The 13,559-nt window shown below is 66.8% G+C and carries 12 protein-coding genes; 7 read left to right on the top strand and 5 right to left on the bottom strand.

What is annotated here, in order from left to right:
- The first annotated feature begins 168 nt into the window (after window positions 1-168).
- Complete coding sequence (locus tag ACILRJ_RS05020; RefSeq protein WP_395681011.1) at window positions 169-483, top strand: YXWGXW repeat-containing protein; 315 nt, start codon at window positions 169-171, stop codon at window positions 481-483.
- Window positions 484-526: 43 nt separating this feature from the next.
- Here ACILRJ_RS05020 and ACILRJ_RS05025 read toward each other — a convergent pair whose 3' ends face one another.
- Entirely contained in the window at window positions 527-832 is a 306-nt protein-coding gene (locus tag ACILRJ_RS05025; RefSeq protein ID WP_395681013.1) for a hypothetical protein, read from the bottom strand.
- Between the two features lie 146 nt (window positions 833-978).
- Between ACILRJ_RS05025 and ACILRJ_RS05030 the strand changes: the two genes are divergently transcribed.
- From ACILRJ_RS05030 to ACILRJ_RS05055, 6 genes are all read left to right on the top strand, one after another.
- Window positions 979-2,130 (top strand): DUF4124 domain-containing protein, encoded by a 1,152-nt coding sequence (locus ACILRJ_RS05030; protein WP_395681015.1) that lies wholly within the window; start codon window positions 979-981, stop codon window positions 2,128-2,130.
- Between the two features lie 128 nt (window positions 2,131-2,258).
- Window positions 2,259-3,134 (top strand): pirin family protein, encoded by an 876-nt coding sequence (locus ACILRJ_RS05035; protein ID WP_395681017.1) that lies wholly within the window; start codon window positions 2,259-2,261, stop codon window positions 3,132-3,134.
- A gap of 1 nt (window position 3,135) precedes the next feature.
- Entirely contained in the window at window positions 3,136-3,438 is a 303-nt protein-coding gene (locus tag ACILRJ_RS05040; RefSeq protein ID WP_395681019.1) for an Mpo1-like protein, read from the top strand.
- Window positions 3,439-3,463: 25 nt separating this feature from the next.
- The gene (locus ACILRJ_RS05045) at window positions 3,464-4,570 is read left to right on the top strand and encodes an acyltransferase family protein (protein WP_395681021.1); all 1,107 of its coding nucleotides are present in this window, start codon (window positions 3,464-3,466) and stop codon (window positions 4,568-4,570) included.
- Window positions 4,571-4,702: 132 nt separating this feature from the next.
- Complete coding sequence (locus ACILRJ_RS05050; RefSeq protein WP_395681023.1) at window positions 4,703-5,455, top strand: hypothetical protein; 753 nt, start codon at window positions 4,703-4,705, stop codon at window positions 5,453-5,455.
- On the top strand, window positions 5,452-8,661 hold the full coding sequence (locus tag ACILRJ_RS05055) for a WD40/YVTN/BNR-like repeat-containing protein (protein WP_395681025.1): 3,210 nt from the start codon (window positions 5,452-5,454) through the stop codon (window positions 8,659-8,661). The genes ACILRJ_RS05050 and ACILRJ_RS05055 overlap by 4 nt, the downstream gene beginning before the upstream one ends.
- A 135-nt stretch (window positions 8,662-8,796) precedes the next feature.
- Here the strand turns inward: ACILRJ_RS05055 and ACILRJ_RS05060 are convergent, their stop codons facing one another.
- From ACILRJ_RS05060 to ACILRJ_RS05075, 4 genes are all read right to left on the bottom strand, one after another.
- Window positions 8,797-10,350 carry a DHA2 family efflux MFS transporter permease subunit gene (locus ACILRJ_RS05060; protein WP_395681027.1) on the bottom strand — a complete coding sequence of 518 codons (1,554 nt, stop codon included), beginning with the start codon at window positions 10,348-10,350 and terminating at the stop codon, window positions 8,797-8,799.
- Window positions 10,351-10,361: 11 nt separating this feature from the next.
- Window positions 10,362-11,549, bottom strand: a complete 1,188-nt coding sequence (locus ACILRJ_RS05065) for an HlyD family efflux transporter periplasmic adaptor subunit (protein WP_395681029.1) — start codon at window positions 11,547-11,549, stop codon at window positions 10,362-10,364.
- A complete protein-coding gene (locus tag ACILRJ_RS05070) occupies window positions 11,546-13,021 on the bottom strand; it encodes an efflux transporter outer membrane subunit (RefSeq protein ID WP_395681031.1) in 1,476 nt (491 codons plus the stop codon). The genes ACILRJ_RS05065 and ACILRJ_RS05070 overlap by 4 nt, the downstream gene beginning before the upstream one ends.
- Window positions 13,022-13,165: 144 nt before the next feature.
- Complete coding sequence (locus tag ACILRJ_RS05075) at window positions 13,166-13,558, bottom strand: hypothetical protein (protein ID WP_395681033.1); 393 nt, start codon at window positions 13,556-13,558, stop codon at window positions 13,166-13,168.
- Window position 13,559 lies beyond the last annotated feature (1 nt).

Genomic DNA, 13,559 nt, shown 5'->3' on the forward strand with positions numbered 1-13,559 from the left:
GTTGAGCGCAGCGGAACGAGATCCTGCGAAGCCGAAACACGGTGCGTACCGCGGGTTGCCGCTTGATCGCAACTGAATGTCGCGTGCGAGCGCGGTCAACTCTCCGCCAGTGCGCGCGTTCTTGACGCGCAAGGGCAATATCGCCCGAACGAGGAAGGAGAGCGGATCGTGCGCAGCGGGATATTGTGGGCAGCCTTGGCGATCGTTGTTGCGGGCGGGGCCATTGCGCCGTCGCCGGCGCAGGCGCGTGCGGTGGTTGGCGTATCAATCGGTGTCGCGCCACCGCCGTTGCGGGTCGAGCGTGTCGGCGTGCGTGTCGGCCAGGTATGGGCGCCCGGATACTGGCGCTGGAACGGTCATCGCCATGTCTGGGTCGATGGCTACTGGGTGCCGGCGCGTGCGGGTTATCGCTACGTGGGCGCAGGCTGGGTGCGGATCGGGGCGGACTGGCGCTTCCGCCGGGCCCGCTGGGTGCGGTACTGAACCGCGGGTGCCGCCCGTGGGGAGGACGGCACCCGCCCATCGATTACCGGTGCGCTGCCCAGCGTTCGTATTCGGCGCGGCTGATGCGGCCGTCGCGATTGCCGTCGGCATGGATGAAATCGTTCGCCAGCGGCGGATAGGCGTCCGCCTGATCGCTTCCGATGTACCCGTTGCCGTTGCGATCGAGTTGGGCGAACGACGGCGCGGGCCCGTAGTCCCGGGGCTGCGGCTGGCCCGAGTTGACGGTGACTTCGCCCCGCGGGGTCTGGTAGGTCGTGCTTTGGTCCTGCGCTTGCGCAGTCGCGCTGGCGAGCAGGAGTGCGGCGATGGTGGCGATGTAGCGGCTCATGTCAGTCCTCCGAACGGGTTGGGCGGGGTGGCGACACCGGCGCTGGACGCCGTTGGGCCTCCGCCGATCGTCGGACAGTGCGTCTTAACCGCAACGAACCGGACACGACGCGCGGACAAGCGGACCGCAATCGGGAACAATGGGACATGCCGCCCGTCCATTTCCGCTCATCGTCGCTCGTCGTCGCGCTGGCCGCTTCGTTGCTTTGCTCCTGCAACGACCGCCGGGTGCCTGCGGAGCCGGTCGTCCAGGCATCACCAGGTGTCGAAACCGGGCCGGCCGTGGTCACGCGCGAGGCCACGCCTGAAATTTCGGCGCCGGCGCCGACGCCGGCTCCGGCGGATGTACTGCGGCGTGCGATCGAGGCGGCACTGCCGCTGCAATCGGCTGCTTGCCTCGCGCATACGCAATCTTCGAAACCACACGCTCCGGTCGCGGTACATCGATGGGTCGACGCCGCCGGCATCACCCACTACTCGGACCAGGCACCGCCCGCGAACGCGAGGGACCAGCGCGTCATCGCGATGGTTGCCGCGCCGGTGATCGTGGTGCAGGCCAGCGGCTACGACGTCGACCTGCCGAACCAGTTGCAGCAACGCGCCGTCGCCGATGCGCTCGGCGTGCAACGCCTGATGCATGACGCGCTCGGCGTTCCGGTTCCGGTCGGAATGACCTTGAAGATCGTGTTCGTGCGCTCGGAGCAGGCGTACGCACGCGTGGTCGGCGAGCCGGCGCTGGCGAAATCGAGCGGTGCCTATTCGACCGCCGATCGCACGATCCACGTGCGCATGCAGGAGGCGGAGGAGATCAATTTCGCCGTGCTGCGCCATGAGATCACCCATGCGCTCGTGCATGAGTCGATCGGCAACCTGCCGGTGTCGCTCAACGAAGGCATGGCCGAATACTTCGGGCGCTATCGGACCGAAGGCATGGGTGGTCAGATCGATGTCGGCGCGCAGCGCACCGGCCTGATCGGCGCGGCCCCTGGTGGCGACGGCAGCGAAGCGCTGGTCGACCTTTTGTCGCGTGAGGGGTCGGATTTCTATGCCGAGACTACCGCCGCTGGCGAACGCGAGCGCCGCTACCTGCGTGCGTATGCGTTGATCGCGCTGCTGATGCGCGACCGCGCGGGCCAGTCCTCGCTGGCCGGGGTGCTTGCGGCGCAGGCGATGTCGCCGTGCGAGCCGGTATTGGCCGAGAAGGTATTCGATGCCGGTTATCCCGGCGGCCTGTCGGGACTGGCGCGCCAGTGGACCGCGTTCATGCGTGATCCGCCACGCGATATCCGCGCCTATTGACGAGGTGGAGCCTGCGATGGTTTGGTGGTCGCGGGCGCTCCATCCGTGTTCGCTGGCGTCGCTGCAATCGACGCGAGCACGGCGCGGCGCGAAACTGGCATGATCGCCTTTTCCGTGCCGGAGACGGAATGAGCGACGCGACCTCCCTGCTGATTGAACCACGCCTGCACGATCTCGGCGACGGCTTCGTGGTGCGTCGGCTGTTGCCGTTCCGCCTGCGCCGGCACGTCGGCCCGTTCGTGTTCTTCGACCACATGGGGCCGGTCGATTTCGCGCCGGGACGCGGCGTCGACGTGCGTCCGCATCCGCACATCGGCCTCGCCACCGTGACGTACCTGTTCGAGGGTGCATTGACCCATCGCGACAGCCTCGGCCTCGAGCAGGTGATCCGACCGGGCGACGTCAACTGGATGACCGCCGGGCGCGGCATCGTGCATTCGGAACGCACGCCCGCGCCCGAGCGCGCGGCCGGCCATCGCCTGCACGGCATCCAGACCTGGATTGCGCTGCCGCGCGATCACGAGGAGGCCGATCCGGGATTCTTCCATCACGGTGCGGGCAGCTTGCCGCAATCGGAGCGCGATGGCGTGCGCCTGTGCGTGATCGCGGGCGAATCGTTCGGGATGCAGTCGCCGGTGCGCGTCTATACGCCGACGTTGTACGCGGATGCACGGCTCGCGGCCGGTGCGACCCTGCACATCCCGCCCGAGCACGCCGAACGCGCGCTGTACGTGATCGCGGGCGAGGTGCGTGTCGACGGCATGCCGGTCGCGCCCGAACGCATGGTGGTGCTTGCCGGTGATGCCGACGTCGCGCTCGTCGCTTCCACCGACGCGCAGGTGCTGTTGTGCGGCGGCGCGCCGCTCGATGGCGAGCGCACGCTGTGGTGGAACTTCGTTGCGTCCGACAAGGCGCGCATCGAGCGCGCCAAGGCGGCGTGGCAGGCGCAGGGCATGGGCCAGGTCCCCGGCGAAAGCGAATTCATCCCGCTGCCCGAGCACTGACATGGCGCACTACGCGAATTTCCGCGAGTTCTATCCGTACTACCTGTCCGAGCACGCGAACGCGATGTGTAGGCGCATGCACTTCGTCGGCACGACACTCGTGCTGATGTTGTGCGCCGTCGCGGTGGCCACGCGCGATGCACGCTGGTTGTGGCTGGCGCCGCCGTGCGGCTACGGCTTCGCGTGGATCGGCCACTTCGTGTTCGAGAAGAACCGGCCGGCGACGTTCAGCCATCCGCTCTACAGCCTGGCCGGCGACTGGGTGATGTACGCGGACATCCTGCGCGGGCGGGTTTCGCTGTGATGCGTCGCGCATGAGGGAAGCCATCGTGGACGATTCGGCGGCGGGCGATCATCGCCTGCGCCACATCGATGCCTTGCGCGCGATCGCGGCGCTGCTCGTGCTCTGGCGTCACGTCGCCGATGCGTTCGTGGGCCTTGGCGCTGGCGTGTCCGGGCACTGGATGGTCGAGTGGAGCGCCGCGCTCGATTTCGGGCGCATCGGCGTCGTCACGTTCTTCCTCGTCAGCGGCTACGTGATCCCGTTCAGCATTCACCCCGAGCGGCCCGCGCCGATAGGCACCTTCCTGATCCGGCGCTTCTTCCGCATCTACCCGGCGTACTGGCTGTCGATACCGCTCGGTGCGTTCGCGACCTGCTGGATCTGGGGCCTGCCGTTCGGCGTGCGTGATTTTCTCATCGGGCTGACGCTGTTGCAGGATTTCCTCGGTGCGCGCAGTGCGCTCGGGCTGTACTGGACCTTGTTGGTCGAGTGGGCGTTTTACCTGTTGTGCGTGCTGCTGCTCGTGTTTCGCAGTTTCGACAAACCGCGCCGGTGGCTGCTGCTCGCGGTCGCATTCACTCTTGTCCATTCGGCGGAGATGTTCGTGCACTGGCTGACCGGACGGTCGACCATCGGTTCGGCGACCGCGTTCGGTTTGCTGAATCTGTCACTGATGCTGCTCGGTGCGTTGTATCGCCAATCGCTGGTGGAAGAGCGCGGTCGTGGCGATCGATGGCTGCGCAACGGCGTGTACGGGCTGTTGGCGTGGCATCTTCTGATCCTTCCGCTCGGCGCGACCCTCGCGATCGGGTTTGCCGGGAATGCGACCATCCCGTATGCGCTCGGGCTGCTGGTGTTCGTCGTCGGGGTCAGCTTCGTGCAGATCCGCTCGCGCGTGACCGACTGGCTCGGTCGCATCAGCTACTCGATCTACCTGTTCCATCCGGTCGTCTTCATGCTGCTGCTCTGGGCCCTGCAGCGGCTGCCGCCGCAGTCGGCGTTGCGAGCGCAGCATCTTGGCGTCTACCTGCTCGTGAATGCGCTGATCACCGCGGCACTCGCGACGCTCGTGTACCGCTTCTTCGAACGCCCCGGCATCGAACTCGGTCGCCGTGCCGCGCGCTGGGTTGCGCGAACGCAGCAAAAACCCTGAGCGGAGGCAGGCCGATATCGGTCCGTCGAATGACTTCCAGCCCATCCCGGGAATGAGGTCGAAGCGCTAAGCTGGTCTTGTTGCCATCGCCGCACCTGCGATCGCGCGGGCCGGCACGACCAGGAGGACTGCATGATCGTGCGAACGAAGGGTGCGCTGTTCGCGTTGATGCTGGCTTGCGCAGGCGCGCAGGCGGCAAGCGTCGACGAACTTGTCGCGAAGAACCTCGAAGCCCGCGGCGGCGTTGCCCGCCTGCAGGCGATCAGGACGCTAAAGGCCGAAGGCAAGTTGCTGTTCGGCGGCCAGTTCGAGCTCGGCCTCGCGCAATACCAGAAGGCGCCCGAGTCCATCCGCAACGAGGCGAGCCTGCAGGGCCTCACCGCGGTGCAGGCCTGGGATGGCAAGGACGGTTGGCAGATTTCGCCGTTCCAGGGCCGCAAGGATCCCGAGAAGATGACGCCCGACGACGCCAAGGCGTTCGCCGACGACGCGCCGATCGGCGGTCCGCTGTTCGACTGGCAAGCGCGCGGCAGCAAGGTCGAATACCTCGGCAGCGAGGACGTCGACGGCACCGAGGCGCACAAGCTCAAGGTCACCCTGAAGAACGGCGACGTCGACTACGTCTATCTCGATCCGGACCACTGGCTGGAAATCCGCGTCGTCGCGCAACGCATGGTGCGCGGCACGCAGGTCGAGAGCAGCAGCGACTACGGCGACTACGAGGAAGTCGCGGGCGTGTATTTCCCATTCTCGATTTCGACGGTCAACAAGGCCGACGGCAGCAACCAGCAGGTAACGATCGAAAAGATGGAGGCGAACGTGCCGCTGGACGACGCGTTGTTCGCGTTCCCGGCTGCGGTCGCCGCCAAGGGAGCAGGCCAATGAGGCATTCCAGCAAGCAATCCGCGCGGGTGGCCGCGGTCACACTCGCCACGGTTGTCGGTGGCAGCGCCATGGCCGCCAACCCTCCCGCGGCGAGCGCGCCGCGCTTCGATGCCGGCGTCATTTCCGGCCTCGGTGCACGCAACATCGGTTCTGCCCAGATGAGCGGTCGCATCGCCGCGCTCGACGCGGTGCCGGGCAAGGACGGCAAGACCACGTTGTTCGTCGGTGCAGCCTCCGGCGGCGTGTGGAAGTCTACCGATGGCGGCACCACGTTCAAACCGGTGTTCGACAAGCAGCCGGTGCAGTCGATCGGCGCGATCGCGATCGATCCATCCCACCACGACACGATCTGGGTCGGCACGGGCGAATCGTGGACGCGCAATTCGGTGTCGATCGGCAATGGCATCTACAAGTCGACCGACGGCGGCGAGACGTGGACGCACATGGGTCTCGACGCTTCCGAGCGCATCGCCAAGCTGATCGTCGATCCGCGCAACGGCAGCGTCGTTTATGCGTGCGTGCCGGGCAAACTGTGGAGCGATTCGAGCGATCGCGGCCTGTACAAGACCAGCGACGGCGGCAAGAGCTGGCAGCTGTTGTTGAAGGGGCGCAACCTCTCGACCGGCTGCTCCTCGATCAGCCTCGATCCGAAGAACCCCGACGTCGTGTTCGCCGGCCTGTGGGATTTCCGCCGCAAGGCCTGGACGTTCCGTTCCGGCGGCGAGTCGGCGACGGCCGAATCCGGCAGCGGCCTGTTCCGCTCCACCGATGGCGGTCGCAGCTGGACCGAAACCACCGATGCGGCGAACAAGGGTTTCCCGAAGAAGCCATACGGCCGCATCGCGGTCGCGGTGGCGCCGTCGGCATCGAACATCGTCTACGCACTGGTCGAATCGACCGACTCGGCGTTGTATCGCTCGGATGACGGCGGCAAGACCTGGGACAAGCGCGACAAGAGCCAGATGATGGTGTGGCGTCCGTTCTATTTCGCCAACCTGGTCGTCGATCCGACCAACCCGGAGCGCCTGTTCAAGCCGGATCTCGCGTTGATCCAGAGCCAGGACGGCGGCAAGAGCTTCGCCAATGTCGGCGGCGGCACGCATGGCGACCACCACGCGATCTGGATCGATCCGACCGACGTGCAGCACGTCATCAGCGGTGACGACGGTGGCCTCTGGCAGTCGTACGATGGCGGCAACAAGTGGTGGAAGCAGAACAACCTGCCGGTGTCGCAGTTCTACCATGTCAGCGTCGACAGCTCCGATCCATTCCATGTGTACGGCGGCCTGCAGGACAACAGTGCGTGGGTCGGCGACAGCGCGTATCCCGGCGGCATCACCAACCAGCGCTGGGAAAACATGTACGGCGGCGACGGCTTCTGGGTGTGGGAGGATCCGTCCGATGCCGACTACCTGTATGCGGAGGCGCAGGGCGGAACGATCGGGCGCATCAACCGTCACACGCATGAGGTCCGCTCGATCCAGCCATTGGCCGGCAAGGGCGAGAAGCTGCGCTGGAACTGGAACACGCCGATCGCGCTGAGTCCGAACGAGAAGGGCACGCTATACGTTGGCGCGCAGTTCCTGTTCCGTTCGCGCGACCACGGCCAGAGCTGGGACCGCATTTCCCCCGATCTCACGAGCAACGATCCCGCCAAGCAGAAGCAGGAAGAATCGGGCGGCATCACGGTCGACAACTCCGCCGCCGAGATGCACACGACGATCTACTCGATCAGCGAATCGCCGAAGGCGGCCGGCACGATCTGGGTCGGCACCGATGACGGCAACGTTCAGCTGACCCGCGACGATGGCAAGAGCTGGAGCAATGTCGGTGCGAACATCAAGGGCGTGCCGGCGAATTCGTGGGTGTCGTGGGTGCAGGCGAGTGGCTTCGACCCCGGCTCAGCACTGGTCGCGTTCGATCGCCACACGTTCGGCGACATGGCGCCGTACGTCTACCAGACGCGCGACTATGGTCGCAGCTGGACCGCGCTGCTGGCGCCGAAGGCCGACAAGGGCGTGCGTGGCTACGCGCACGTGATCAAGGAAGACCCGCACAAGCAGGGCCTGCTCTACCTCGGCACCGAGTTTGGACTGTGGATATCGCCCGACGGCGGACGCGAGTGGGCCGCGTTCAAGGGCGCCGATTTCCCCGCGGTCGCGGTGCGCGATCTCGCGTTCCAGCAGCGCGACGCCTCGCTCGCACTGGCCACGCATGGACGCGGCATCTGGATCATCGACGACCTCACGCCGCTGCGCGCGCTCGACGACGCGATGCTCGCGCGCGAGGCCGGTTTCCTCGCCACGCGTCCGGTGCAGCAGCGCATCAACGCATTCGGTGGCTGGTCCGAAGGCGATGCGGCCTTCAGCGGACCGAATCCGCCGAATGGCGCCGAGATCACCTATTACCAGAAGAGCCGCCACCTGTTCGGCAAGCTGAAGATCGAGGTGCTCGACGACAAGGGCGTGGTGCTCGACACGATTCCGGCGAGCGTGCGTCGTGGCATCAATCGCGTCAGCTGGCAGATGCGCGCGAAGCCGCCGCGCGTGCCATCGGCGGCGCAGGTCGCGTTCAACTCGACCCAGGGGCCGCGCGTCCCGCCCGGCACGTACACGGTGCGCATGACCAAGGGCAAGGAAGTCTACGAGACGAAGATCGACGTCGCACTCGATCGTCGTGCGACCTATTCGGTGGCCGACCATCGCGCGCAATTCGACGCCGCAATGCGCGTGAGCGGCCTGTTCGGCAAGATGACCGATCTCGTGTATCGGATCAACGCGGTGCGTGCGCAGGCCGATGCGAGCGCGGCGAAATTGCCCGCCGGCGACGCCACGCGCAAGCAACTCGCGGCGCTCTCGGACCAGGCCGACACGATCCGCAAGAAGATCGTCGCGACCAAGGAGGGTGGTGCGATTACCGGCGAGGAACGCCTGCGCGAGCACATGGACACGCTGTACGGCGCGATCACGTCCTGGGACGGGAAGCCGACCGACTACCAGCTCGCGCGCATCGACGCGCTTGAGAGCGAACTCGGTGACGTCGAGAAACAGTTCGCCGGTCTGCAGAATGGCCAACTCGCCACGACCAACGCAAAGCTGCGCGAAGGCAAGCTGCCCGAGATTAAGGTGCCGACCGATGTGCCGGTGGCGCAATCGCTGACCAGTCCATCGCAGGTCGAGGCGCACGCGCCTTGGGAGCGCGATTGAGTTTGCCTGGTGGCGGGGCGCGTCGCTGCGCGACCGCGTCCCGCCCGCCGGCATCGGTCGCGCACCGGGGCGATCCCCCGGAAGAGTGGTATGGGGATACGCAGGCGCTGTTCGGCCCTCGGTCCTCCGCAGCGATCAGTGCCCCGCACCCGCCGCGACATTGCCGAACGGCGGCTTGGCGAACCAGACGACCGGAATCATCGCGAGGAACAGTGCGGTGCACACCAGGAACACGTCGTTGACGCCAAGCGTGAACGCCTGCCGCGTGACGACCGCTTCGATGATGCTCCAGCTGCGCGCGGCGGGAACGCCGAGTGCACTCAGGCCGTTGAGGTAATCCATCGCCGCAGGGCTGGCGCTGTTGATGTGTTCGGCGAGCTGGGCGTGGTGGTATTCGCCGCGATGCTGCCACAGCGTGACCGAAACGGCGGTCGAGATGCTTGCCGCGATCGTGCGCGAGAAGTTCGCCAGTCCTGACGCCGAGGCGATCTGGTGCGGTTCCAGTCCCGACAGGAAGATCTGGTTCAGCGGGATGAAGAAGCACGGGATGCCGATGCCCATGATGAAGCGCGGCCAAAGCAGCTGGTTGAACGCGGCATTGTCCGGGAAGGTCGCGAACCAGTACGAGCTGACCGCGAACACGATGAACGCGAACGTGACGACCGAGCGCAACTCGAGCTTCTGGATGTTCTTGCCGATGATCGGCGAGACGAGAAACGCGAGGATGCCGACCGGCGCGGTCGCGAGGCCGGCCCACGACGCGGTATAGCCGAGCACGGTCTGCAGCCACAGCGGGTAGACCACGTTGATGCCGAAGAAGCCGAACATGCCGAACGACATCGCGGCGACGCCGACCAGGAAGTTGCGCTTCCTGAACAACGACAGGTCGACCACCGGATGCTTGTCGGTCAGCTCCCAGGCGATGAAGAACGTGATGCAGACCACCGCGATGATCGCGAGTGCGACGATCAGCTGCGAGGAGAACCAGTCCTTGTCGTTGCCGTTGTCGAGCATGAACTGCAGGCAGCCGACGCCGATGACGAGCAGCACCAGGCCGACCGTGTCGACCGGCGTCTTCACGATCACCGACTCGCGCTTGTGCAACAGGGTCCAGGTGATCGCGATCGCGAGCAGGCCTACCGGCACGTTGATGTAGAAGATCCACGGCCACGAGAAATTGTCGGTGAGGTAGCCGCCGAGGATCGGGCCGAAAATCGGCGCAACCACCACCGTCATCGCCCACAGCGCGAGCGCGAGACCCTTCTTGTCGATCGGATAATTGTTGAGCAGCAGGCTCAGGCTGAGCGCGACCATCGGACCGGAACCGGCACCCTGCAACAGGCGGCCTACCACCAGCATCGGCATGCTGGTCGCCATGCCGCACAGGGTCGAGCACAGCACGAACAGCAATGCCGACACGCAGAACGCGCGCACCTCGCCGAACTGGCGCCCGATCCAGCCGCTGACCGGTTGCATGATCGCGCTGGCGAGCGAGTACGAACTGATCGCCCAGGTGCCTTCCTGCGGACTCACGCCGAGGCTGCCGGCGATGTGCGGCACCGACACGTTGACGATCGTGATGTCGAGCACTTCCATGAACGTCGCGAACGCAATCGCCACGGTCAGCAGCGCGAGTGGCGCGCCGTGCAGGGGCGGCAACGGCGTGCGCTGCTCCGGGGAGGCAGCCATCGGGGCGTTCCTCAGTGCGCGCCGGGAAGGTTCGCGGCGACGATCGCGTCGGCTTCGGCGTCGGCCTTGGCGATGTCGCGCGCGTAGACGTCGGTTTGCGCAACCGCGGCACTGTTGCCGGTATCGGCGAGCATGCGCCCGGAGCGTTCGTGCGTGTCGACCTTGACCGATGTCGACAGGCCGATACGCAACGGCGTCTTCTCCAGTTGCTTCGGATCGATCGAGATGCGCACAGGCACGCGTTGCACCACCTTTATCCAGTTGCCGGACGCGTTCTGCGGCGGCAGCAGCGCGAACGCGGAACCGGTGCCGGCAGCGAGACCGACGACCTTGCCTTCGAACTCCACCGCGCCGCCGTACAGGTCGCTCTCCACCTTTGCCGGCTGGCCGATGCGGATATGCGCGAGCTGGCTTTCCTTGAAGTTCGCATCGACCCACAGGTCGTGCAGCGGGATGATCGTCAGCAACGACTGGCCAGGCTGCACGCGGCTGCCGACCTGCACGCTGCGCTGCGCGACGTAGCCTCCGATCGGCGCGACGATCGCGTTGCGCTCGGCATTGATCCACGCCTCGCGAAACGCAGCCTTCGCCTGCATCACGGATGCGTTGCGGGCGACATCGGTGCCGTCGACCAGTGCATGCGAGGCGGCCGATTGGCGCGTGGCGAGATCGAGTGCGGTCTTGGCGGTCTCGACGGCCTCGCGCGCATGCGCGACTTCCTCCGTCGCGATCGCCTTGTCGGCGAGCAGTGGCTGGCGACGTTGCAGGTCCGCCTGCGCGCGCGACAGGTCGAGTCGTCGCGCGTCGATCGCGGCGTCGTACTGCGAGGCCATCGCGGTCTGCTGGCGCACCTGGCGGACCGCGCTCGCGAGCGCGCTCTTCGCCTTCGCGAGAGCCACGTCGGCATCGGTCGGATCGAGCTTGACCAGTGCCTGGCCGGCCTCGACGCGCTGGGTGTCGTCGACGAGCACCGCGACGACGGTGCCCGGTACCTGCGCGGAAAGGACCACCTGGTTGCCGCTGACATAGGCGTCGTCGGTGACTTCACGTTGCGACCAGATGAACAGCCACAGAAGGTACCAGGCGATGCCGGCCAGCACGAACACCAGCGCGATGACGAAAAGGATGGCGCGCCGCTTGCCATTGCCGTTCGTTGCGCCGTCCTGCGTGTCGGCGGTAAGAGGGGTGGAAGCGCTCATCGTGCGTCGGCTCGTTCGGATTGAATCGGGGAGAGTGAGTTCGCATCGGCTGCGAGCGGATCGGCGTCGACGTGGTAGCCGCCGCCGAGCGCCTTGGTCAAGGCGATCTGGGTCGAGATGGCCTGTGCGTCGAGCGTGATCGCGGCGTCACGTTGCTCGATCACCTGCGCCTGCGCGGCGAGCACGCTGCGGTCGTCGGCGACGCCCTGGCGCACGCGCGCGGCGGCGCTGCCTTCGAGCGCGCGTATGGCGCCGATTTGGCCTTGACGTTCGCGCCTGCGCGCGTCGATCTGCGCAAGACTCAGCGCCTGTGTCGCGACATCGCGCGCGGCATCGACGACGGTTGCATCGTATTGCGAGGCAGCGGCATCGAGCTGTGCCTGCGAAACGGCGTAGTTCGCCTTGAGCTGTCCTCGGCCGAAGATCGGCAGGTGAACGGCCGGGCCGATGCCGCCCATGCGGCTGCCGGCAGTGAGCAGCTTGTCGAGATCGACCGACTGCAGGCCGACCATCGCGCCGAGGCTGATGTCGGGGTAGAACTGCGCACGCGCCTGGTCGACGCGACGCATTGCGGCTTCCACCCGCCAGCGACTCGCCGCGATGTCGGGGCGGCGCGCGAGCAGGTCGAGACCGACGCTGCCGGGCAGTGCCGCGTCGACGGCGGGCAATGGGCGTGCTTCAAGTTTCGGCAGGTCGGCCGGGGCGACGCCGAGGAGTCCCGCGAGCGCGGCGAGGCGAATTTTCGCGGCGCCGGCGTAACCCGCCTGCATTTCGCGCGCGCCAGCGAGGCGCGCATCGGCCTGGTGCACCAGATCGGGCTGGTCGATGCCACGGTCCACGCGCTTGACCGACAGCGCGCGATAGCGCTGCAGCACGACGATCGAGTCGCCGGCGAGTGCGAGGTGCGCCTGGTCGGATTGCCAGCCGAAATAGGTGTCGGCGATCGCGCTGGTCAGCATGAGGCTCGCCGCGCTGCGCTCGGCTTGTGCTGCGCGCGCTTCGTCGACGGCGGCGGCGACCGCCGCGCGCGTCTTGCCCCAGAAATCGAAGTCGTACTGGAACTGCAGGCTCAGGTCGCCCTGGTTGTACCAGGTGAAACCGAGGAAGCGCGGTGGAATCAGGCCGTTCTCGCTCAGGCGCTGGCGTTGCACCTGCCCATTCGCCTGCGACGAGAGGCCGCCCTGGGCGCGCGCGATTTCGACCGCGCTCAATGCAACCGTCAGGCGCTTGTGCGCTTCGTCGAGCGTCGGTGCACCGGCCAGCGCCTGTTCGACGAGGCGATCAAGTTGCGGGTCGGCGTAGCGTTTCCACCACTGAGCATCCGGCCATGTGCCATTGTCAGGCACGGACACGCCGGCGAGCGGCGCTTCGTCGCGCAGGGCCGGACGATCCGGCTTCGGGGGAATCGAGCAAGCCGCCAGCGCAACAACGCAGGCGGCGACGAGCATGAGGCGGCGGGCGGGTGCGGCCATTGAATCCACGTTGCTGGGTACGTTGAGGGCATTGCGCCGCTGACGTGGCGCTGCAGGCGATTGCGCGGCCTGTCCTAAAACAATACCAGACAGTTCTGTATTTGTCTCCACTCGGTTTTCGCGCCCGCCGCGGTGATGGAGGAGTCAGCGATAGTCGCGGTGGCACGCCTCGCAGGCGTTCGTGATCGTGGTCAGCGCCTCGGCCTGGCGCAGGCAGTCCGCGCCTGGCTCCCAGGCGGTGACCACCTTGCCGAAATCGCGCATGTACTGGCTCAGCACGCGGTCCCTGCTGCCGGTAGCGAGCAGGGCCGGTTCGAGGTCGCCGGCGAGCAGGCGCAGATGCTCCGATGCCCGCTGCAGCACGGGCGACGGGCACGTTCCGCCCTTCGCCGCGTTGCGTGCATCGCCGAGTTCGTGCTGCATCACGTTCATCAGCGCGCGCGGCCACGCATTGCGCCGCTGCAACGCGTTCGCGAGCGTCATCGCGAACAGGCCACCGATGACGGCGCCGACGACCAGGCAGACGAGATAGCGCATG

It is taken from the genome of Dokdonella sp., assembly GCF_044227025.1.
GTDB lineage: Bacteria > Pseudomonadota > Gammaproteobacteria > Xanthomonadales > Rhodanobacteraceae > Dokdonella_A.